The sequence below is a fragment of the Phenylobacterium kunshanense genome, from assembly GCF_003254525.1.
GTDB lineage: Bacteria > Pseudomonadota > Alphaproteobacteria > Caulobacterales > Caulobacteraceae > Phenylobacterium > Phenylobacterium kunshanense.
In genome coordinates this window covers 307508-327787 of the sequence record NZ_QFYS01000004.1, presented here as the reverse complement: position 1 = coordinate 327787, position 20280 = coordinate 307508, and the positions used below count along the sequence as shown (strand labels likewise).

The window sequence follows — 20280 nt, the reverse complement described above, 5'->3', positions numbered from 1 at the left end:
TTTGTCAGGCCGGGCGACGAGCCCGGATTATTTCAGCGGCTCCTTGCGGAGATCGCCGTACATCAGCTCCTCCACGAACTCGACGCATTTGAACTGGCCGAGCCGGGCGTCCTCGCCCTGCCGCTTGTAGAGGTTGAAGCTCATCTTCCACGGCCGGGTGAAGGTGGCCGGATCCGTGATGGTGGCCTCGTATCGCATGGTCATGGGACCGGTCGGCGTCCAGCGCTCGACCACCGTCATCTGGTCGGAATGGTGGTTGCCGGCCCGGTCGAACCAGGAGCGGTCGTTCATGCCCGTCACGGTGACGACCAGGGTGTCGCCTTCCCACTTGGCGACCGACTGGCCCATCCACGTATCCACCGGCGCCGGGCCGGGATCGGTGAACAGCATGTTCCGGACCGCGCCCGCGTATTCGTAGGCGACCAGCATCGACTTCTCGGACTGGAAGATCTGGAACGGCAGATGCATGTAATTCGCCCGCGGCACGCCGGGCAGGTAGCATTTCACCTCCGGGTCGCGCTCCAGGTAGTTGGCGCGGTTCTCGTCGCGCAGCGCCTTGGCCTCGGGCTTGTAGGGGATCTCGCCGCCTTCGACGATGCCGGGACCCGCGGGAACCGCGCCGACCGCGCCCAGCGCGACCACGGCCTTGGCCGGAACCGGCACGAAGGGGCCAGGCCGTAGCTGCAGCGCCGCCCGGGCGCCATGGGGCTCGATGTCCCAGCCGGCGGTGTTCATCACCTGCCAGACGCCATTGAGGTCGGGCTGGCTGGTTCCCGGGATGCGGGGCGCCTTGTAGGCCGCGGCGGCCTTGGCCTTGCCCTGCGCCTGGACCGCCGCCGGCGCGCCCGCCAGCAGGCCCGCCACAGCCAGCGCCGTCACGATGCTCTTCATGCCCTCGTTCCCCCAACGGCGGCCTTGTTGGTCGGCCACCTGTGTTTCACCCGAGCCTAGTCGCGGATCGGGCGGTTCGCCAGCGCGGGAGCTTTGCGCCCGGCCCGGGCTGCGCTAAGCCGCCCGCATGCCTCTGCGCCCGCTCTTCGCCACGCCGATCTACGAAGCGACCCTTACAACAGACCGGTCCTTCGAAAATTTCAATGCCGAGATTTTGGATGCCTGCCGCCTGCTGGAGGCCGAGGACCAGGCCGGCCGTCGGTGGTGTCGGGAGCACAGCTACGGCGGCTATACCTCCTATGCCTCCCTGAACGACCTGCCCCAGCGGATGAGCGTCTTCGGCGAGTTGAAGGCGAAGCTCGACCGCCACGCCAAGGCCTTCGCCGAGGCGCTGGACTTCGATCTCGGCGGCGGCCGCCTGCGGCTGGACAGCCTGTGGGTCAACGTCCTGAAGCCGGGCGCGGGCCATACCAGCCACATCCACCCGCACAGCGTGCTCTCGGGCACGGTCTATGTGGACATCCCACCCGGCGCGAGCGCGCTGAAGATAGAGGATCCGCGGCTGCCGATGATGATGGCGGCGCCGCCGCGCCGGAAGGACGCCCCCGAGGCGGTCCAGCCCTTCGTCTATCTGCAGCCCCGGCCCGGCACGATCTACATGTGGGAAAGCTGGCTCCGCCACGAAGTGACGACCAACCGCGCGAAGACGGCGCGGGTCAGCGTCAGCTTCAACTACGGCTGGCGCTGACCCACCGTTCGGATCAGTCGGCGATCGTCTGCTTCGGCGCGAACTTGCCCGCGAAGAAGTCGCCCTTGTTCCACAGCGGCCGCTGGTCCGCGTCGGCCAGTTCGCGGGCGATCTCGTAGTTGATGCGGGCGAACTTGGCGCCGGCGGCGTAGTCGATCCCCTGGCCCAGGTCGTCGCAGGGCTTGTGGTAGCAGTCCTTCAGGAAGCCCCGGAACTTGGCCTCGCCGCCGTTCTGGAAGCCGGTCATCAGGAAGGTCGACGGCACGCCCACCTCAACGAAGCGGAAGTGGTCCGAACGGGTGAACAGCCCCTCCTCCGGCATGGGGTCGGCCGACAGCGACACACCCATCCGTTGCGCCGCGCGCTGCACTGCGGGACCCAGGCTGGACCGCTCGGCGCCGAAGGCCACCACGTCCAGGAAGTCGTAGGTCAGGATCGGCATGTCGAGGTTGACGTTGGCCACCATCGGCCCGGCCACCGTGGGATTGCGGGCGAAGTACTCGGCGCCCAGCAGCCCCTTCTCCTCGGCCGTCACCGCCAGGAACAGCAGCGAGCGCTTCGGCTTCTGACCGGATTCCTGGAAGGCCCGCGCGACCTCCAGGGTCGTGGCGATGCCGCCGGCGTTATCCAGGGCGCCGTTGTTGATCTCGTCGCCGTTGAGGGGCGGCGTGATCCCGATGTGGTCCAGGTGGGCCGACAGGACGATCACCTCGTCCTTCAGCTTCGGATCGGAGCCTTCCAGCAGGCCGGCGACATTGGCGCTCTGGATGACCTTCATCTCGGTGCGCAGCGTCACATCCATGGCGGTCGCCAGCGGGAAGCGGGGCACGACGCCCTTCGGCTTGTCGGCTTCGGCGATCACCTGGGCGAAGGTCTTGGGCGCGCCGGCAAACAACTTCTCGGCGCCCTTGACGCTGATCGAGCCCAGGCCGGGCGTCCCGGGCGCCACGTCGAAAGCCGTCCCATCCGGCTTGCGCCAGGTCATCGCCCAGGCCTGCCACGAGCGTGCGCCTTCGGCGAACGGCCGCCGCAGCTCGTCCTTGGGCGTCGAGAGGAAGATCACCCCTACCGCGCCCGCCTTGGCCGCCGCCATCCGCTTGGTGCGGGCGTTGCCGTAGTAGGCGCGCTCCTCGGTCTGAAACCCGGGCGGGCCGCCGGACAGGACGACGACGATTTTCCCCTTGGCGTTCAGGCCCTTGTAGTCGTCGTGCTTCTTCTCCGGCGCGACCACGCCATAGCCGGCGAACACCAGCGGGGCGGAGACCTTGTGGTCGGCCGCCCCGGCATTGCGGCCGAGCAGGACCTCTTCGCCGAAGGCCAGGGGGCTGGCCGAACCGTCCTTGGCCCGAACCACGAACTCGCCCTTGTCGGCGGCGCGGAAGGCCACCATCGGCACCTGCTGGAAATAGCTCCCCTTGTCGCCCGCCGGCTTCAGGCCCAGCAGCGCGAACTGCGAGGCCACATAGTTCGCCGCGATGTCGTAGCCGGGGGAGCCGGTCTCCCGTCCCTGCAGCAGGTCGGACGCCAGGAATTCCACGTGCGCCTTCACATTGGCGGCCGAGCGTTCAAGGTCCGGAGCGGTTTGCGCCGCGGCGGGCGCAGCGAGGGCCAGCGCCACAGCGGTGGCGGTCAGAAGCTTCGGAAGACGCATAAGAAAGAACTCCCCGGACTTGCGGCCGGGGAGTCTTAGAGCATCGCGCGCGGGGCGCCAGTCCTAGCTGTCCAGGAAGCTCCGCAGCTTCCCAACAGTTCTTAGGAATCCAGGAAGCTTCTCAGCTTCCTGGACCGGCTGGGGTGCTTCAGCTTGCGCAGGGCCTTGGCCTCGATCTGACGGATCCGTTCGCGGGTCACCGAGAACTGCTGGCCGACCTCTTCCAGGGTGTGGTCGGTGTTCATGCCGATGCCGAAGCGCATCCGCAGCACCCGTTCTTCGCGCGGGGTCAACGACGCGAGCACGCGCGTCGTGGTCTCACGAAGGTTGCTCTGGATGGCCGCGTCGATCGGCAGGACCGCGTTCTTGTCCTCGATGAAGTCGCCCAGGTGGCTGTCTTCCTCGTCACCGATCGGCGTCTCGAGGCTGATCGGCTCCTTGGCGATCTTCAGGACCTTGCGCACCTTCTCCAGCGGCATGGCCAGCTTCTCGGCCAGTTCCTCCGGGGTCGGCTCGCGGCCGATCTCGTGCAGCATCTGGCGGCTGGTGCGGACGATCTTGTTGATCGTCTCGATCATGTGCACCGGGATGCGGATGGTCCGCGCCTGGTCGGCGATCGAGCGGGTGATCGCCTGCCGGATCCACCAGGTGGCATAGGTGGAGAACTTGTAGCCGCGGCGGTACTCGAACTTGTCCACCGCCTTCATCAGACCGATGTTGCCCTCCTGGATCAGGTCCAGGAACTGCAGGCCGCGGTTCGTGTACTTCTTGGCGATGGAGATCACGAGGCGCAGGTTCGCCTCGACCATTTCCTTCTTCGCCTGACGGGCCTCGCGCTCACCCTTCTGCACCGTCTGGACGATGCGGCGGTAGTCGTCGATCGGAACGCCCGTCTCCTGGGCCAGGGCCGCGATCTCATTGCGGATGTCGCCGATCTGGCCGCCGTCGTTCTCGGCGAACTTGGTCCAGCGCACGCCCAGCTGCTTGACCATGTCGGTCCAGTCGGGGCGCATCTCGTTGCCGAAGTAGGCCTTCAGGAACTCGGTCCGGCTGATGCCGTAGCTGTCGGCCAGGCGCAGCAGGCGGCCTTCCAGGACCATCAGGCGCTTGTTGATCGCATAGAGCTGCTCGACCAGCGCCTCGATGCGGTTGTTGTTCAGCTTCAGCGTCTTCAGGTGCTGGACGATGGTGCCGGCCGCGGCCTGGTAGGCGGCGCGGTCCTTTTCCGAGAGGTCCTCGCCCTTCAGCTTTTGGCCGACCAGCTTCTCCTGCAGCAGGCGGAAGGCTTCGAACTCGGCCGCGATGGCGTCCAGGGTCGCCATCACGCCCTCGCGCAGCTCGGCCTCCATCGCGCTGATGGTCGGGCCGGCGCCGTCGTCGAAGTCGTCGTCGCTCTCGCCTTCGCCCTCGGCCTTTTCCTCGCCTTCGGCTTCTTCGCTCTCCTCCGCGGCCTCGGCCGGCGTGGCTTCAACGGCGGGGTTCTGGCCACCGTAGGTCTGCTCGAGGTCGATCACCTCGCGCAACAGGATGCGGCCGCCTTCCAGCTCCTCGCGCCACACCATGATGGCTTCGAAGGTCAAGGCGCTTTCGCACAGCCCGCGGATCATGGTGTCGCGGCCGGCCTCGATGCGCTTCGCGATGGCGATTTCGCCCTCGCGCGACAGCAGCTCCACCGAGCCCATTTCGCGCAGGTACATGCGCACCGGGTCGTCGGTACGGTCGTAGGCGGGCTCCTTCGTCGTCTCGACGACGGCGCTCTCCTCGCGGACCGCGACTTCGCCGCCCTCCGCGTCGTCCTCGGACTCGACGACGTTGACGCCCATCTCGCTCAGCATGGCGAGGGTGTCTTCGATCTGCTCCGAAGTGACTTCTTCGCTCGGCAGAACCTTGTTCAGCTCGTCCATCGTGACGTAGCCGCGGGTCTTGGCCTGCTTGATGAACTTCTTGACCGCCGCATCCGTCAGGTCGAGCAGCGGACCATCGCCGCCCGTGGTTTCCGGGGTTTCGGCTTCGGCCGTGTTTGCGCTCATCTAATTCTCCGAAATCGGCGACCGCCCCGTGCAAGAGACAGGCCGAAAATGGTGGCCGGCGGAAAAGGCTGAAGGGGCCGCGACGTTACGACCCGCCATCCGCCAAAATCGTTCCCGTTCTGATCGTGCGCACGCCAGCGGAGACGCCTGAACCCAACTGGACACGCCACAGGAAATTGCGCCGCGGAGCACTCTCCGCCGCGACCCGTGGCCGTGTCCGCAGGCTCCCCAAGGGGGAGAAACGGCGCGACCGCTGGGATTTCCGCACATCGAGGGAGACATCATCATCCGCGAAGGGGGCGCGTCCGAGTTCGCAACGGCCCGTCGATGTCTGTCGTAAGCGCGCTAAATCCGCATCCCGCAGATGGCGCGCGAGTCGCCAGGAGTCAAGGTCGGCCGGTTCAGAAGAAGACTTTGCGGAAGCTGAGACGCACCGTCCGCCCCAGTGGATCCACCAGGTCCGGCTGGTAGCTTACAGGCGTCGCTCCGACAGCATCGCGCACCCGGATCCGCTCGTCGAACAGGTTGTCGACCGACAGGGAAACCCGGGCGCCCCGCAGGAAGCGGTTCCCGCGGGCGAAAGGCTGCATCCCCAGGTCCGCGAACAGCCGCAGGTTCACCGTGGTCAGGTCCGAGAAGGTCAGGTCCTGGCCGCCAAAGGCCGCGCCATTGACCTTCGTCCCCTCCTGCCAGCGCGCCGTCAGGCGCGCGCCCAGCCCATTGCGGGACACGCCGGCCTGAACGTCGACCTGATGCCGCGGCTCGCCACCGGACTGGCCCAGGGCGGAGCCGTCCAGCAGGTCGAGCGCCGGCACGCCCGGACGGATGAGGATCTCATCCTCCAGCCGCCAGGTGTGAAACGCCGCGAACTGGATCGCCCCGCCGCCAAACCGACCACCACCGAAGCCGCGGCCGACGGGGCCACCACCGGGCGCGCGGCGTTCGGCGCCTTCCGTCGGAGCCTGGCCGCCCGGGCGGGGCGGCGCCGGGTCGCCGGCGGGCTGCTGTGGCCCCTGGCTGGCGCCCGGCCCGCGCGTGCTCCGCAAGGGGCGGCTATAGTTGAAGCCCCAGCGCAGCTCCTCCTGATCGCGGCGCGCGAAGTTCACCGGACGCACGTCGACCTGCAACAGCCGCCCGTCCGCGCCGCGCACGAACCGCTCGGGGAAGGCCGCCTCGATCTCGGCTGTCGCCGCGGGGAAGGCCGAGATCAGGTCTTCCGTGCGCGAGCGGTTGTAGTCGGCCCGGAACACCAGGTCCGTGTCCTTCAGGGGGCGCAGGGTCAGCCCCAACTTCATCACCTGCCGGCTGTCGGCGACCAGGAATGGATTGCCGCCCGAGACCTGCGTCACCTCCACCGTTTCGCCACGGGTGAAATCGAAGACGCGCACGAGCGGCGTAGCGATCTCGGGATCGCCCAACTGCTGCACCGTGGGCGCGCCGTCCTCCTCCGTGAACGAGGCGATGATGCGCACCGGTTCAATCGGGGACCAGTTCACGCCCCCGCCGAAGGTCGTCAGCGTTCCGAAGTCCGACAGCTCATCGACGGCGACGTTCGCATTCAGCGAAAGGTCGCCGATCCTGCCCAGCACCCCGCCGCGGCGCGCGAGTGGCAGGTCCAGGTTCGCCTTAGCTCGGCCGACGTCGCGCGACAGGTCGGCATCGCGCCGGACGCCGCTGCGCACCGACCAGCTGTCGGACTTGAGCGTTTCCGCCCCGATCGTGAAGGCTGCGGACAGCGGCCCTGCCGGCAGTTCGGCCAGCGTCCCGTTCAGCAACAGCTCGGCGTCGGCGGACGTCACTGTGGAGCGGGCCCTGTCAGGCGCGCGATAGACCAGCAGGCTCGCTGGTGTCGGCGCGAACGGATCGGCCTGTCCCGCGTTCACCGCCGCCTGCAATGCGTCGCTGCCGAGGCCGCGCTCGGTGAGGCTGCGCGTGCGGCCAAGGTCGGCGTTGGCGGTGAGGGTCCAGCGCCACCCCGATACGGCCCCGTTGGCCGAGCCGCCGACATGGGCGCTGAGTCCGTCACCGATCCGCTGGAGGGCGCCGCGGGCGAGATCGTATCGGACCACGTCCAGGGCCTCGCCGGTAGGCGAGTATGGGCTGCCGGCCGGCACAGACACGCGGGTACTTCCCAGCCCCAGCATCCCGCGGCTCTCGGTGCTCTCGAGGCTGCCGTTCAGGCTCATGGACACGCCTTCGCCCAGAGTCCGGGCGAGCACGGTGTTGAGCGCCAGGCTCGATGTTTCAGGCAGCAGGGTCCGATAGGGCCGCAGGTCGGCGCCGGCCGTCGCGGCGGAATTGTCGATGAGGTCGCGCTCGCTCTCGAGCAACGAGGTGGCGCGGGCTGCCTTCACGTCGACCTGCAGGCGGGTGTCGCGCTGGATCCTCAGGCTGTTGACGTCCGCGTCGACGGCGGCGCGGCCGCCCTCCGTGGGAACGCGCAGCCCCACCTCGGTGGTCACGGCGTTGAAGCGGCGGCGCAGGACGAAGTTCACCACCCGCTGGTCAGCCCGGTAGCCGTAGCGAAGGGCCACTTCTTCGGGCAGGATCTCGACGCGGACGATGGCTTCCGGGGGCAGGTCGCGGATCTCGGCGAAGCTGGAGACCCGGGCGCCGTTCACCAGCGTGATCGGTCGCCCGCCACCCCGCCCCCGGCCGCTGGCCAGTTGCGGCTCCAGGGCGGCCAGCAGGTCGGCGACCGAACTTGCGCCGAGGCTGCGGATCTCGCGCGGGCCGAGGGTGATCTCAGGCGGAATGTCGCCGATGACAGACCCGCGCGGCTGGGCGGCGGCCTCGATCACCAGCTCATCGACTTCGTACTCGGCGTCCAGTTCGGGATCCGGACTGCGGGCTGAAGCTCCGGCCTGGGCGTGCGCCATGCCAGCGCCGAACATCAGGGTCGCGAGGCCAAGACCCAGCCCTCGCGCGAACTCACGACAATGCAAGCGATACTCCTCGACCCGACGTCCCGTGGCGCACTAACTCACAAACGGCCGACTTGGATCATTCCGTCGCAGGATGTCGTCAGTGCGGTAGAACGGGGCGGGCGTCCTCTCCGCCGTGCGCCCAGTCGCTGTTGATCAGCCGGCGCAGATGGTCGCGCTCGGCCTTCAGGCTGATCAGGGTGCTGGCGTCCTGGTCGCGGGACAGGTCCCGCGCTGCGGACTCCACGGCCCGCTCCAGGCTCTCCAGCTGCATGAGCAAGTCGAAAGCTTGCCGCCACAGTTCGCGCGCCCGCTCCCCACTCTCCTTCAGGAAGGGCGCAGCCACCCCGGCCCGCGCCGCCTCGCGCTCCACCCGGGCCAGGTCTTCTGGCGTAAAGCCGCTGGCCAGAAGGCGACGCTGCAGCGCCTCCATCTCCAGGTGATCGGTCTCGTAGCGCAGACGAACGAGCTCATGGGCGAGCCGGTCCAGCTTCTCGTCGCCAAAGCCACGCGAGCCCACCAGCTCGATGGAATCGTCCAGGACGGCCGGGTCCTTCACCGCCGCGATGGCCAGGGCCGCCGACAGGGCCCGCGGCGCGGCCCGCAGCCGCTCGGTCGCCTGCTTGGTCTCGGCGATGGCGCCCGACGGCGCGGCCCGCCGGCGCTTGTCCCAGCCGGCGCGCGACATCTCCCGCGCCGCCGCGCCCACCGTGTAGACCGGCTCCCGCGTCGGCCACAGGGCCTCGTAGCGGGCCAGCAGGTCCTCCTTGTAGGCGCCCGCGAGGTCCGCGTCGGGGATCGAGGCCGCCAGCTTGCGCAGCCGCACCTTCAGCGCCGTCTTCCGCTCGGGCGTGTCCAGCGGCTCGGCCTCGTCGCGCTCGCGGACAAACAGCGCCTCGGCGAAGGGCGTGGTCTTCGATAGCTGCGCCTTCAGCGCCGCCGCCCCCTGCTCGCGCAGCACGTCGTCAGGGTCCTTGCCGCCCTCGACGATGGCGAAGCGGAAGCTGCGCCCGGCCTTCAGCAGCGGCAGCGCCCGGTCGATCGCCCGCGACGCCGCCTGCCGGCCGGCCCGGTCGCCGTCGAAGCACAGCGTCGGCTCCGGGTGGTGGCGCCACAGCACCTCCATCTGGTCCTCGCCCAGCGCCGTGCCCATGGCGGCCACCGCCGCCACGCCCGCCCGGTGGCAGGCGATGACGTCCATGTAGCCTTCCACCACCACCAGCGGCGGGTCCTCGTCCGCCTTGGCCGCCGCCAGGATCTTGCGCGCCTCCGACAGGCCGTAGAGCTGGTGGCCCTTGTGGAAGACCGGCGTCTCGGGACCGTTCAGGTACTTGGCCCGCGCCTGCGGATCCATCGCCCGGCCGCCGAACGAGACCACCCGGCCCCGGGCGTCCAGGATCGGGAAGATGATCCGGTCGCGGAAGCGGTCGTAGGGCGCCCCGCCGTCCTCCGGCGCGATCAGCAGGCCGGCCTCGACCAGTTCGGCCGGCCGCGCCCCCTTGGTGACCAGGTAGTCCTTCAGGGCTGTCCGCCCCGAGGGCGAGAACCCCAGCCGGAACCGCCCCCACTCGCCTTCCGGCAGGCCGCGCCGCTCGAGATAGGCCCGCGCCTCGCGCCCCGGCGGGCGGCGCAGCTCGGCCTCGAACCACTGGGCGGCCAGCTCCAGCCAGTCGGCGAGGCCCTGGCGCTTCTTCTCCTGTTCGGCGCCGCGCGGGTCGACCGCCGGCAGCGGCACCCCCGCCTCCGCCGCCAGCCGCTCCACCGCCTCGGCGAAGCTCAGCCGCTCGGTCTCCTGCAGGAAGGTGATGAGGTCGCCGGTCTTGCCGGACGAAAAGTCGAAGAACTGCCCTTTCTCGTCGTTCACGTAGAACGAGGGGGTCTTCTCCTTGTTGAAGGGCGACAGGCCGACGTACTCGCGGCCCTGCTTGCGCAGCTTCACGGTGCGGCCGATCACGTCGGACGGCCGAAGCCGCGACTTGATCTCCTCCAGGAACCGCTCGTCGAACCGCCCGACCATCAGACGGAACCGCTATCACCGCTGGCCCCGCCGTGCGAGCGGACAGTCACGCCACGTGGCGCAGCTTCTCTGGATTTCTCACCTGATAGATGGCGGAGATCCTGCCCTCCCCATCCATCTCGAACGCCATGGTGGCCGGACCGTCGTCGTAGTGGATGACGAAGCCCATCAGGCCATTGATCCGCGCGGGGGCCAGGCGCTCCAGCGTGGGCAGCGCATGGCGCCAGTGCAGCCCTTGGAGCAGGTCGAGAATGTCATCCCGCCCCACCAGCACCCGGAGGGCGGCCTTCCGCTTGCCCCCGCCGTCGGTGACCATGATCGCATCCTGCGCCAGCAGGTCCGTCAGGCCGCTCATGTCCGCGCGCGCAGCGGCGGCCATGAAGGCGCCCGCAAGCTGCAGCGCGCGTTCCCGATCCACCGCGAACCTCGGCCGCGCATCCCGCACGTGCTCCCGCGCGCGGCTGGCAAGCTGGCGCACCGCCGCCTCGCTGCGCTCCAGAGTCCGGGCGACTTCGGCGTAGTCCTGGTCGAACACGTCGTGCAGCAGGAACACCGCCCGCTCCAGCGGCGACAGCCGCTCCAGCGCCAGCAGGAAGGCCACCGAGACCTCCTCGGCCTTCTCCACCGGATCCTCCATCAGGGGCTCGATCAGCGGCTCGGGCAGCCAGGGGCCCTTGTAGGCCGCCCGCTCGGCCTTGGCGGCGCGCAGCCGGTCGATGCAGAGCCGGGTCGTTGCGCGCACCAGCCAGGCCGCCGGATCGGCCACGTCGGCCGGCGCGCGCCGCCAGCGGATCCAGGCGTCCTGCACCGCGTCCTCGGCCTCGGAGACCGACCCCAGCATCCGGTAGGCCAGCCGCTTCAGCCGGCCCCGGTTGGCCTCGAAGGCGTCGGTCAGGCCTGCGTCCATGGCCGCCACCCTACGCCGCCAGGGCCGCCGGAGCCATGTGCGGCGCCACCGCCTCGCCGGCCACGGTCACCTTCGAGCAGGCCTTGCCGTAGCCCAGGGCGTATTTCAGCGTCGGGTACATCCGCGCCCCTACCAGGGCCAGGCCGATGGCCACCAGCGCCTTGTCGCCCCAGCGGCGGACGATCTCGTCGCGCAGCGGATCGCACGCCTCCATGTCGCGCGCCAGGCTGGCCTTGGCGAAGCGGTAGGCCAGGGCCGCCGTCTCGCCCATGGCCGTCTCGTCCCCGGCCAGGATGGCGCGGAGCACCTTCGGATCGACGCCGTTCGCCGTCGCGATGTCCACCGAGACCTGGGTGCACGGCCCGCAGTCCTCCGACAGCGTACCCACCAGCCCGGCCGCGATGAGGGCCTCGTGCGGGGCGGCCTTCACGTCCGCCGCCCGCGTTCCCAGCATGAACTTCACGAGGCTGGCCGGGCTCACGCGCAGCACGTGGCGCATGTAGCTGGCGTCATAGCCGAAGCTCTTCTCGAACCCGTCGATCCAGCGGGCGAGCATCATCCTGATCATGGTCAGGCTCCTTTCGGTTTGCGGAGAAGGGCCAGCGCCAGGGGGATGGCCGCGAACAGGTAGACGCCGATCAGGTCCTGGCGGATGTCGGCCAGCGGGTCGGCCCCGCAGGTGGCGTCATAGACATGGATCGCCGCGTGCATCGTCAGCCACGCCGCCGCTACGCTCAGCGCGGGCCAGCCCTGCGCCGGCCGCCAGGCGAACCAGCCGAGCGCACCGGCGCACATGACGTAGATCGCCCCGATGTCGCGCACGAAGTGCGGGTTGAACGGCCCCGTCGCCGGAACGCCCGGCACCGCGTCGTACCAGCCCAGCGGCGCCAGCAGCATCATCGCGCCGTTGGCGAGGAACCCCGCACCCAGCCCCCCCGAAACCCACCGGTCCCAACTCCGCATCACCCGCTCCCGAACCATTCGAAACCCAGGACGCGGCAACCGGCGCGGCTGTGACATAGAAACCAAACGAAACATCGGAGGCGATAAATGTTCTTGCATTGTTCCCTTGAGGGCCGACTGATATGCCTCGGACATGTCCGACGATCAGACTGACCCGAAGTCCGCGCTGCTCTGCGAACAGCAGACATTCCAGATCCGCGGCGCGGTCTTCGAAGTGAACCGCGTGATGGGACGAGGGTTTCTGGAGGCCGTCTACCAGGAATGCCTGGGCCTGGAATTCGCGAAGCGCGGCATTCCGTTTCGGGCAATGCCGAAGCTTCGTTTGGACTACAAGGGGACGCAGCTTCAGCAGACCTACCAGCCGGATTTCATTTGCTTCGAGCTGGTCGTCGTGGAGTTGAAGGTCGCACGAGAGATCGCGCCCGAACACCGCGCCCAGCTCCACAACTACCTCAAGGCCACTGGGCTTCGGACCGGATTGCTCGTGAACTTCGGAGGATCAGGCCCGGCGACAATCGAGCGCATTGTCCACTAGCGGCCACCGACCAGCACTGACCATCACGGACGTGGCGACCGCGCCGAAGGCGCATTCCAACCAGATCCGGGTGTGTGCAGCTGTCGTCCGTGATGGTCAGTGCTGGTCCGTGGTCAACTATCCAACAGCGCCCGCAGCTCTACTTCGCCTGTCCATCAGGCCGAAGCTTGAGCGAATTGTCCATTGAGGACCACGGACCAGCGCCGACCATCACGGACAGTCCCGATCAGCCAGATCCGTTTCGAAGGCGCCTTCGGCGCGGTCGCCATGTCCGTGATGTTCGGTGCTGGTCCGTGGTCAGCTATCCAACAGAGCCCGTAGCTCTACTTCGCCTGGTCCATCAGGCCGGCGAAGCGTTCGAAGAGGTAGAGGCTGTCGGTCGGGCCCGGCGAGGCTTCGGGGTGGTGCTGGACCGAGAACACGGGCCGGTCCTTCAGCGCCAGGCCGGCGTTGGTGCCGTCGAACAGGGACACGTGGGTCTCCACCACCGGCTCGGGCAGGCTGTCGCGGTCCACGGTGAAGCCGTGGTTCATCGACACGATCTCGACCTTGCCGGTCGTCAGGTCCTTCACCGGGTGGTTCGCCCCGTGGTGGCCCTGCTCCATCTTCACGGTCTTCGCGCCCAGCGCCAGCGACAGCATCTGGTGGCCGAGGCAGATGCCGAACACCGGCTTGCCGCTCTCCACCAGCTTGCGGATTTCCGGAACCGCGTACTCGCCCGTCGCGGCCGGGTCGCCCGGGCCGTTCGACAGCAGCACGCCGTCGGGGTTGCGCGCCAGGATCTCCTCGGCGGTCGTCTTGGCCGGCACCACCGTCACTCGCGCGCCCACCGAGACCAGACCCCGCAGGATGTTGCGCTTGACGCCGTAGTCCACGACCACGACCTCGTACTTCGGCTTGTCGCCCGCCTTGGCGTAGCCGCCGTTCCAGTCCCACAGGCCCTCGTCGTAGGTGAAGGGCTGCAGGCAGGAGGCGTCCTTGGCGAGGTCCAGGCCGACGAGGCCGTTCCAGGCCCGCGCCTTGGCCTGCAGGGCGTCCAGGTCGAACTGGCCGTCGGGATTGTGGGCGATGACCGCGTGCGGCATCCCCTGCTCGCGGATGCGCCGGGTCAGGGCCCGGGTGTCCACGCCGGCCAGGCCGATCACGCCGCGCCGGGTCATCCAGGTCTCGAGGTCGGCGTCGGCCCGCCAGTTGGCCGGCCGGGTCGGCACGTCCCGGAAGATGGCGCCGCGGGCCGCCGTCTCGGCCGAGCCCGACATCTGCTCGATGTCCTCGACGTTCGTGCCGACATTGCCCACGTGCGGGAAGGTGAAGGCCACGATCTGCGCCATGTACGACGGGTCGGTCAGGATCTCCTGATAGCCGGTCATGGCGGTGTTGAAGCACACCTCGCCGACCGCATCGCCGACCGCGCCGACGCCCACGCCTTGCAGGACGGTCCCGTCGGCCAGCACCAGAACGCCGGTGACGCCAGGCAGAAGGTCACGGCTCATGGAGGGCTCCTTTTTAGGGTCGTCATCGGGCGGACGCGGGACCGGTTCCCTCGACACGTTCCGGGCAAACGGCCGCGTACCTAGTGAGTCGGCGGAGCCGGGTCAATGCGACTTCGGGACAGCGCCCGCCTTGGTAGGAATTATATTGCGAATTCTATTTCTAATTGTACCGTCGTCGCAGTAGGGGCAGTGGGCGCCTGATGTGAAGCGTACGGCGACGAGCACCACGGACTGGGCCGCCGCGGCCGCCAGGGTTCCAGGCGTCATCCTGGCGCGCGGGCTGGAAGCTTTGGCCCGCCTGTCCCAATCGGCCGCGGAGCGGCTGGATCCCCATCCCACGGCCTCGCCTGAGCCGCCCGCCGCGCGCGTGGGCAGTCCGCTGCAGGTCGCTCGGGCGGCGCGCCTCAACGCCATGGGCGAGATGGCCGCCACCCTCGCGCACGAGCTCAGCCAGCCGCTGGCGGCGATTTCGAACTATGCCGCCGCCGCCCACCGCCTGGCCCCCGAGGGTCGCGCCGACGGCGATCTCGCCGATCTGCTGGCGCGCGTCACCGACCAGGCGGACCGCGCCGCCCGCATCGTCGCGCGCATCCGGCAGGGCGCGGGCCAGGGCGAGCTGACCGCCTCGCCCGAGGCCCTGCCCGACCTGTTCGCCGAGATCATCGACGTGGCCATGGCCGACGTGGCGAAGGAAAGCGTGATCCTTCGGTACGAGTTCGACCCCGACGCGGAACTGGTCCTGGCCGACCGGGTGCAGGTGCAGCAGGTGGTGCTCAACCTGCTCCGCAACGCCTTCGAGGCGATGGCGGACGCCTCCTGGCGCGAGTTGCGGATCGGGGCCGCGCCGGAGGGCGAGCACCACGTCCGCATCCATGTGATCGACAGCGGCGCCGGCATCCCGCGCGAGCTGGCCGACCGGCTGTTCGAGCCGTTCGTCACGGACAAGCCGCAGGGCATGGGTGTCGGCCTGTCGATCTCACGGGCCATCGTCGAGGCGCACGGCGGGCGCATCTGGGCCCAGCGCGCGGCGGGCGGCGGCGCGGCCTTCTACTTCACCCTGCCGCGCGCCGCGGCGGCCCGGCCAAGTCCGCAGACCGTAGCCGTGCGCCATGGTAAGGCCGCGTTGCGCCCCGCGACCTGAGGACCCTCACATGGCTGACAGCTACATCGACCCCGACCGCCAGGCCTGGGAAGTCTTCAAGTCCCTGCCGCGGGACGAGCCGATCCAGATGCTCAACCTGATCCGGCTCAAGCCCAAGGCCGAGTATCCCCCAGGCCACCCTGACCACGGCAAGGACCTCACCGGTCTCGACGCCTACCGCGCCTACGGCCGCACGACGGCTCATATCTTCAAGCGCCTGGGCGGACGGCAGGTCTGGGCGGGTAAGCCGCAGGTGATGGTCACCGGTCCGGCGGCCGAGGCCTGGGACCTCGCCTTCATCGCCGAATATCCGAACTCGGACGCCTTCATCGCCATGGTGCGCGATCCCGAGTACCGCGAACTTGTGCAGCACCGGACGGCCGGCGTGGCGGATTCCCGCCTGCTTCGGCTGGCGCCGGTGGAACCCGGCGAAGGCTTCGGGGAGTAGGCGGCAGAAAACGAGGGAAACTCGTCATATCTGCCAGGCAAGCCTTCTGGCAGATTGAGGCCATGCTCGCTCTGCGCCCCAACTGCGAATGCTGCGACCGCGACCTCCCGCCGGAGAGCACGGAGGCCCGCATCTGCTCATTCGAATGCACCTTCTGCGCCGTCTGCGCCGATACACGGCTGGGCGGCCGCTGCCCCAACTGTGGTGGCAATCTCGTTGGACGGGCGGTTCGTCCGCCCGCGGCGCTTGCGAAATTCCCGGCCTCGACCGAGCGGGTCCTGAAAGCGCACGCAGCCTGCGCCACCTGAAGGTCAGGCGGCCTGCGCCGGCAGGGCTTGTTGCAGGGCGGCGAACAGCGCCTCCACCCGGATGGGTTTGGCGATGTGCCCGTCGGCGCCCGCCGCCGCGCTGGCGTTCCGGTCGTGTGGCGAGGTGTTGGCGGACAGGACGATCATGGGGGTCCTCGCCCGTCCCGCCTGGGCCTCCTCCGCCCGGATGGCGCGGATCGCCGCCAGGCCGTCGACGACCGGCATCCTGAGGTCCATCAACACGACGTCGAACCCACCGGTGCGCCAGGCCTCCACCGCCTCGAAGCCGTTCTCCACCGTCACCACCTGCATGCCGGCCGCTTCCAGCATCAGCTCGATGACCTTGCGGTTGGTCGGATTGTCGTCGGCCGCCAGCACGCGCAGCGGCCGGTCGGGCGCGGCAGGCGGGCGCTCGTCCGGGGCAAGGTCGGCGTCGCCGTAGTCCAGCAAGCCGTTCACCAGCCGATCGAGCTGGCGCGCGGCCGCGCGGATGTCGGCGACGAGGGCCCGCTGGGACGGGCAAAGGTCTGTGGCGTCCAGCGCCTGGGCCAGACCCGCCACACCATTCAGCGGCGTGCGCAACTCGTGACTCATGTCGGCCAGGAACTCGGCCTTGGCCCGGTGCGCCGCCTCGGCGTGGGCCAGCGCCTGCTCCAGCGCCTCGGCCTGACGCTTCATCTCGGTGATGTCCACCCTCAGGCCGATCACCCCGCCGTCCGAGGTGCGCCGCTCCTCGATCATCAGCCAGCGCCCATCGGCCACCTGCTGCTCGTGGCGCTCCCCGGTGGCCGTGGCCAGCTTCGCTTCTCGCGCCGCGAGCCAGGCCTCCTCGCGTCCGATGGCGTCGGGATAGTCGCCGCGCCGCACCCCTTCGCGCAAAGTGTCGAGCAGCCGCGCACCGGGACGGAAGAGATCCGCCGAGCGATGGTAGATCTCGGCGTAGCGCCGGTTCCAGAGGACGTAGCGCCCCTGGGCGTCCAGGAAGACCACACCCTCCGGAATGGCGTCGATCACGTCGCGCAGGCGGGCCTCGGCCTGAGCGGCGTGCGCACGCGCTTGGGCCAGGGCGTGTCCGCCCAGCAGCCGCGCCACCCACGCGCCAAACCGGCCCAGGCCCATACTCAGTCTCCGAATCGATCGAGGACGAGCCTGGGCGTGGACGTTCGCGGAGGCGCGAAAGCCCCCACGCGAGACCGGAAATCCGCCCTGGGCGCCCTTTCTCCGCACAGCCCAGGCAGGCGATTGCACAACCAGCGGGCGCGGCCGTATTAGCGGCGCATGCGCATCACGACGGTCGGCCTCGATGCCGACGACACGCTTTGGCACAACGAGACCATCTTCCGCCTGACCCAGGATCGGCTGCGGGAGATGCTGTCCGGTTTTGCGGACCATTCGACCATCAACGCCCGCCTGGCCGAGGTCGAGAAGCGGAACCTGCGGCTCTACGGATACGGGGTGAAGGGCTTCACCCTCTCGATGATCGAGACCGCTATGGAGCTGACCGGCGGCAATCCGCCCGGCCGCCTGATCGCCGACATCCTGGCCGCGGGCCGCGAGATGCTGTCCGAACCCGTGGAGCCCCTGCCCGGCGTCGACCAGGCGTTGGCGGACCTTTCGGAGGCGGGCTACCGGCTGGTCCTGATCACCAAGGGCGACCTCCTCCATCAGGAGCAGAAGCTCGCCGCTTCAGGCCTCGGCGACCTGTTCGCGGCCGTGGAGATCGTCAGCGAAAAGGACGCGACCACCTACGCCCGCGTGTTCGATCGCTACGGCAGCGGCGCGGCCGAGGCCGTGATGGCGGGCAACTCGCTGAAGTCGGACGTCCTGCCGGCGCTGGAAGCCGGCGCCTGGGGCGCCCACATCCCCTACCCGATCACCTGGGCGCACGAGATGGCCGACGCGCCCAACGGGCATCCCCGCTTCGCCGAGCTGGCGAGCATCTCCGAGCTGCCGGGCTGGATCGCAGGACTGGGAAAGTAGGAACCAAGCAGAGATCGACTCCTGCCGTTCGTACCTTTCGTGGTTCCAAGAACGAAAAAGGCCGGCTTCGCAGCCGGCCTTTCCGTTAGAGCCTCGACAGCTTGCCGACGCCGATGACCGGACCGCTGGGCCCGTCGGGGTTCTTCGAGCCGCCGGGCGGTTCGACCGACACGGCCAGGGCCGCGCCTTCGGACATCTTCTGCATGACCTCGGTCGGCAGGGCGATGACCTTGGCCTTGCCGGACTCCACCAGGCCCAGGGACTTCGGATTGTCCTGGCCGGCGATCAGCCACAGCTCGTGCACCTTGTCGCGGTCGGACTGTTCCGGCAGCAGCGAGGTGACGATCAGGGCCTTCCGATCGGGATCGTACGAGGCCACGAACAGCGGCTGTGCGCGGCCTTCCTGGCTCACCATGCTGGCGCTCAGGAGCTGGCCCTGCGGCGCCACGGGGACTGGGCGATCCACGGTGACCGGGGGCTGGTTCACCTGCACGACCACGGCCGCGAGGCTGGCCGCGGCCAGGGCGAAGCCACCCACCGCCGCGTTCCGCCAGAAGCGGAGACGGCTCAGGATCTGGCCGTTGTCGTTGGCCGGCAGCAGGCGTTCGATCCGCGGCCAGAGGCCAGCCGGAGCCGTCACCGGCTCGACGGAGTCGAGCATGGGCGCCAGGCGCCCGCGCCAGGCCTCCACATCGGCGGCGAAGGCAGGATCGCGGGCCATCCGCTGTTCGGCGTCGGCGCGTTCGCGGGCGTTCAGCACGCCGAGCGCGTGTTCGGCCGCGAGGGCTTCGTCTTCTGTCAGGTCAGGGGCTTCGCTCATGACTGGAGGCACCCCTTCAGCTTCGCCAGTCCCCGACGGATCCAACTCTTCACGGTGCCGAGCGGAGCATCCATCCGCTTGGCTAAGGCTTCGTAAGTCACGCCCTCGAAAAACGCCGTGCGGATGACTTTTTCCGTGCGATCGTCCAGTTCGCCGAGGCAGGCGGACAGGCGATTGCGGTCATCCGCCGCGGACAGCAGCGTCTCGGCGCTGTCCGATCCATCGGCGATCTCCAGTTCGTCGACGGGCTCGGCATAGGCCATCGGTCCACGCGCCCGCAGGCGGTCGATGGCCCGGTTACGCGCAATCGTGGACAACCAGGTCATCACGCTCGCACGCCCAGAATCGAACCGATCTGCGCGTCGCCAGATGGTGACGTACACGTCCTGCAAAACGTCCTCACTCTCCTCGCGGTCGGAGAGGATACGGAGGCAAACCCCAAAAAGCTTCGCGGAGGTGGCGTCGTACAATTGTCGCAGGGCGTCGCGCTCGCCCGCGGCGATGCGCGCCATCAGCGGATTCAGCACGTCGGCGGAGGTGGCGGCGCTGGCCAAGTCAGACCCTATGGTTGCGTCGCCTGCGGCGAACGGTCACGCCGGAAGCTGCCCTTCAACGCGAAAAGACGCAAGCATTCCCGCGCTACGGGCGCCGCAGGATCGTGACCGCCGCGCCGGGCGGCGCCTGGTCGATGGTCAGGAGGCGGACAGGCTCGCCCCCGAGCGCCTCGGCGCTGTGCCACTGGTCCACCGCATCCACGACCCACTCACCGGCCGCGAGCTCGCGCACCTGGCCGGTGTCGAGGTTGGTGACTTTCAGCCGCCCGGCAAGCACCTGCACCAGCCGCGGATAGGGGTGCTTGTGCGGCGGCAGGCCGGCCCCAGCGGCGATCACCGTCTGGCCGACCGTGATTCTCAGGTCGCCGCCCGGCGCCCGGATCGGCTGGCCGCTCAGGGTCTGCTCGACCACGACCGGCTGGCCGACAGGGGGTGGCGATTGCGCCATGGCAGGCGCGGCGACGGCGAAGGCGGCGACGACAGGGGTGGCGCGGATCATCCCGCCAGCGTGGCGCAGACCTCAGCGGGAGGGAAGCCTAAGCCGCCGCGCTGCGCAGAGTGGCCTTGCGGGTGGCGGCGCGCTTTTCCTTCGCCCGCTCCATCCGCGCCTCGCGCCGCTGCTCCGCCTCGGCCTCCAGCGCGGGCAGCAGCTCGGCGGCGGCCGCCTTCTGCTTGTCTCCGCCGGCCTCCGAGAGCCGCCGCGCGTTGGCCAGCAGGTTCACGACTTCCTCGTCGCTGAGGGTCGGGATTCTCTCCAGCAGGCTCATGGGAACTCCATCCATCTGCGCCCAATCCTGGGCGCTCTGAATCGATAGAGCGCGAACGGCGGCTTAGTTTCATGATTCAAAACAGAAAAATCCGGGAACAATT

At 69.2% G+C, this 20280-nt stretch carries 20 protein-coding genes; 6 read left to right on the top strand and 14 right to left on the bottom strand.

Annotation, left to right across the window (positions count from 1 at the left end; translation table 11 throughout):
• Positions 1–27: 27 nt before the first annotated feature.
• Positions 28–891 (bottom strand): hypothetical protein, encoded by an 864-nt coding sequence (locus tag DJ019_RS11780; protein WP_111276224.1) that lies wholly within the window; start codon positions 889–891, stop codon positions 28–30.
• Between the two features lie 127 nt (positions 892–1018).
• On the opposite strand from DJ019_RS11780, the gene DJ019_RS11775 reads away from it, so the two are divergent.
• Positions 1019–1639 (top strand): TIGR02466 family protein, encoded by a 621-nt coding sequence (locus tag DJ019_RS11775; protein WP_111276223.1) that lies wholly within the window; start codon positions 1019–1021, stop codon positions 1637–1639.
• Positions 1640–1652: 13 nt separating this feature from the next.
• Here DJ019_RS11775 and DJ019_RS11770 read toward each other — a convergent pair whose 3' ends face one another.
• From DJ019_RS11770 to DJ019_RS21195, 7 genes are all read right to left on the bottom strand, one after another.
• A complete protein-coding gene (locus tag DJ019_RS11770; protein ID WP_111276222.1) occupies positions 1653–3290 on the bottom strand; it encodes a M28 family metallopeptidase in 1638 nt (545 codons plus the stop codon).
• A gap of 101 nt (positions 3291–3391) precedes the next feature.
• Complete coding sequence (gene rpoD / locus DJ019_RS11765) at positions 3392–5320, bottom strand: RNA polymerase sigma factor RpoD (protein ID WP_111276221.1); 1929 nt, start codon at positions 5318–5320, stop codon at positions 3392–3394.
• A 401-nt stretch (positions 5321–5721) separates the two neighbouring features.
• Entirely contained in the window at positions 5722–8265 is a 2544-nt protein-coding gene (locus tag DJ019_RS11760; RefSeq protein ID WP_133255293.1) for a TonB-dependent receptor, read from the bottom strand.
• Between the two features lie 79 nt (positions 8266–8344).
• Positions 8345–10261, bottom strand: coding sequence for a DNA primase (gene dnaG / locus DJ019_RS11755; RefSeq protein ID WP_111276219.1), 1917 nt, complete (start codon positions 10259–10261; stop codon positions 8345–8347).
• 46 nt (positions 10262–10307) lie between these two features.
• Positions 10308–11168: an RNA polymerase sigma factor SigJ gene (gene sigJ, locus DJ019_RS11750; RefSeq protein ID WP_111276268.1), complete on the bottom strand. Its 861-nt coding sequence runs from the start codon at positions 11166–11168 to the stop codon at positions 10308–10310.
• Between the two features lie 10 nt (positions 11169–11178).
• Positions 11179–11736, bottom strand: a complete 558-nt coding sequence (locus tag DJ019_RS11745) for a hypothetical protein (RefSeq protein WP_111276218.1) — start codon at positions 11734–11736, stop codon at positions 11179–11181.
• 2 nt (positions 11737–11738) lie between these two features.
• A complete protein-coding gene (locus tag DJ019_RS21195; protein ID WP_205854145.1) occupies positions 11739–12131 on the bottom strand; it encodes a hypothetical protein in 393 nt (130 codons plus the stop codon).
• 133 nt (positions 12132–12264) lie between these two features.
• Here DJ019_RS21195 and DJ019_RS11735 point away from each other — a divergent pair, with 133 nt between their 5' ends.
• The gene (locus tag DJ019_RS11735; protein WP_111276217.1) at positions 12265–12666 is read left to right on the top strand and encodes a GxxExxY protein; all 402 of its coding nucleotides are present in this window, start codon (positions 12265–12267) and stop codon (positions 12664–12666) included.
• Positions 12667–12989: 323 nt separating this feature from the next.
• Here DJ019_RS11735 and carA read toward each other — a convergent pair whose 3' ends face one another.
• The gene (gene carA / locus DJ019_RS11730; RefSeq protein ID WP_111276216.1) at positions 12990–14159 is read right to left on the bottom strand and encodes a glutamine-hydrolyzing carbamoyl-phosphate synthase small subunit; all 1170 of its coding nucleotides are present in this window, start codon (positions 14157–14159) and stop codon (positions 12990–12992) included.
• Between the two features lie 202 nt (positions 14160–14361).
• Here carA and DJ019_RS11725 point away from each other — a divergent pair, with 202 nt between their 5' ends.
• The 3 genes from DJ019_RS11725 (at position 14362) to DJ019_RS11715 (ending at position 16056) form a co-directional block, all read left to right on the top strand.
• Positions 14362–15300: a sensor histidine kinase gene (locus DJ019_RS11725; protein WP_111276215.1), complete on the top strand. Its 939-nt coding sequence runs from the start codon at positions 14362–14364 to the stop codon at positions 15298–15300.
• A 10-nt stretch (positions 15301–15310) separates the two neighbouring features.
• Positions 15311–15748: a DUF1330 domain-containing protein gene (locus tag DJ019_RS11720; RefSeq protein ID WP_111276214.1), complete on the top strand. Its 438-nt coding sequence runs from the start codon at positions 15311–15313 to the stop codon at positions 15746–15748.
• A gap of 62 nt (positions 15749–15810) precedes the next feature.
• Positions 15811–16056 (top strand): DUF1272 domain-containing protein, encoded by a 246-nt coding sequence (locus DJ019_RS11715; RefSeq protein ID WP_111276213.1) that lies wholly within the window; start codon positions 15811–15813, stop codon positions 16054–16056.
• Between the two features lie 3 nt (positions 16057–16059).
• Here DJ019_RS11715 and DJ019_RS11710 read toward each other — a convergent pair whose 3' ends face one another.
• Positions 16060–17175 (bottom strand): response regulator, encoded by a 1116-nt coding sequence (locus DJ019_RS11710; RefSeq protein WP_111276212.1) that lies wholly within the window; start codon positions 17173–17175, stop codon positions 16060–16062.
• Between the two features lie 159 nt (positions 17176–17334).
• Here DJ019_RS11710 and DJ019_RS11705 point away from each other — a divergent pair, with 159 nt between their 5' ends.
• Positions 17335–18036: an HAD family hydrolase gene (locus tag DJ019_RS11705; protein ID WP_111276211.1), complete on the top strand. Its 702-nt coding sequence runs from the start codon at positions 17335–17337 to the stop codon at positions 18034–18036.
• An 85-nt stretch (positions 18037–18121) separates the two neighbouring features.
• Here the strand turns inward: DJ019_RS11705 and DJ019_RS11700 are convergent, their stop codons facing one another.
• From DJ019_RS11700 to DJ019_RS11685, 4 genes are all read right to left on the bottom strand, one after another.
• Positions 18122–18856 (bottom strand): anti-sigma factor, encoded by a 735-nt coding sequence (locus tag DJ019_RS11700; protein WP_111276210.1) that lies wholly within the window; start codon positions 18854–18856, stop codon positions 18122–18124.
• Positions 18853–19410 (bottom strand): sigma-70 family RNA polymerase sigma factor, encoded by a 558-nt coding sequence (locus DJ019_RS11695; RefSeq protein ID WP_240606454.1) that lies wholly within the window; start codon positions 19408–19410, stop codon positions 18853–18855. Before DJ019_RS11695 ends, DJ019_RS11700 begins: the two co-directional genes overlap by 4 nt.
• Positions 19411–19495: 85 nt before the next feature.
• Positions 19496–19909, bottom strand: coding sequence for a cupin domain-containing protein (locus DJ019_RS11690; RefSeq protein ID WP_111276209.1), 414 nt, complete (start codon positions 19907–19909; stop codon positions 19496–19498).
• Between the two features lie 37 nt (positions 19910–19946).
• The gene (locus DJ019_RS11685) at positions 19947–20192 is read right to left on the bottom strand and encodes a hypothetical protein (RefSeq protein ID WP_240606453.1); all 246 of its coding nucleotides are present in this window, start codon (positions 20190–20192) and stop codon (positions 19947–19949) included.
• Between the last annotated feature and the right edge of the window lie 88 nt (positions 20193–20280).

Excerpts from the sequence above, each read along its gene's own strand:
- DJ019_RS11770 (WP_111276222.1), bottom strand. The coding sequence starts at position 3,290 with ATGCGTCTTCCGAAGCTTCTGACCGCCACCGCTGTGGCGCTGGCCCTC.
- dnaG (WP_111276219.1), bottom strand. The coding sequence starts at position 10,261 with ATGGTCGGGCGGTTCGACGAGCGGTTCCTGGAGGAGATCAAGTCGCGG.
- DJ019_RS11720 (WP_111276214.1), top strand. The coding sequence starts at position 15,311 with ATGGCTGACAGCTACATCGACCCCGACCGCCAGGCCTGGGAAGTCTTC.
- DJ019_RS11710 (WP_111276212.1), bottom strand. The coding sequence starts at position 17,175 with ATGGGCCTGGGCCGGTTTGGCGCGTGGGTGGCGCGGCTGCTGGGCGGA.
- DJ019_RS11685 (WP_240606453.1), bottom strand. The coding sequence starts at position 20,192 with ATGGATGGAGTTCCCATGAGCCTGCTGGAGAGAATCCCGACCCTCAGC.
- DJ019_RS11715 (WP_111276213.1), top strand. The coding sequence starts at position 15,811 with ATGCTCGCTCTGCGCCCCAACTGCGAATGCTGCGACCGCGACCTCCCG.
- DJ019_RS11735 (WP_111276217.1), top strand. The coding sequence starts at position 12,265 with ATGTCCGACGATCAGACTGACCCGAAGTCCGCGCTGCTCTGCGAACAG.
- DJ019_RS11745 (WP_111276218.1), bottom strand. The coding sequence starts at position 11,736 with ATGATCAGGATGATGCTCGCCCGCTGGATCGACGGGTTCGAGAAGAGC.
- DJ019_RS11700 (WP_111276210.1), bottom strand. The coding sequence starts at position 18,856 with ATGAGCGAAGCCCCTGACCTGACAGAAGACGAAGCCCTCGCGGCCGAA.
- rpoD (WP_111276221.1), bottom strand. The coding sequence starts at position 5,320 with ATGAGCGCAAACACGGCCGAAGCCGAAACCCCGGAAACCACGGGCGGC.
- DJ019_RS11775 (WP_111276223.1), top strand. The coding sequence starts at position 1,019 with ATGCCTCTGCGCCCGCTCTTCGCCACGCCGATCTACGAAGCGACCCTT.
- carA (WP_111276216.1), bottom strand. The coding sequence starts at position 14,159 with ATGAGCCGTGACCTTCTGCCTGGCGTCACCGGCGTTCTGGTGCTGGCC.
- DJ019_RS11780 (WP_111276224.1), bottom strand. The coding sequence starts at position 891 with ATGAAGAGCATCGTGACGGCGCTGGCTGTGGCGGGCCTGCTGGCGGGC.
- DJ019_RS21195 (WP_205854145.1), bottom strand. The coding sequence starts at position 12,131 with ATGCGGAGTTGGGACCGGTGGGTTTCGGGGGGGCTGGGTGCGGGGTTC.
- sigJ (WP_111276268.1), bottom strand. The coding sequence starts at position 11,168 with ATGGACGCAGGCCTGACCGACGCCTTCGAGGCCAACCGGGGCCGGCTG.
- DJ019_RS11705 (WP_111276211.1), top strand. The coding sequence starts at position 17,335 with ATGCGCATCACGACGGTCGGCCTCGATGCCGACGACACGCTTTGGCAC.
- DJ019_RS11690 (WP_111276209.1), bottom strand. The coding sequence starts at position 19,909 with ATGATCCGCGCCACCCCTGTCGTCGCCGCCTTCGCCGTCGCCGCGCCT.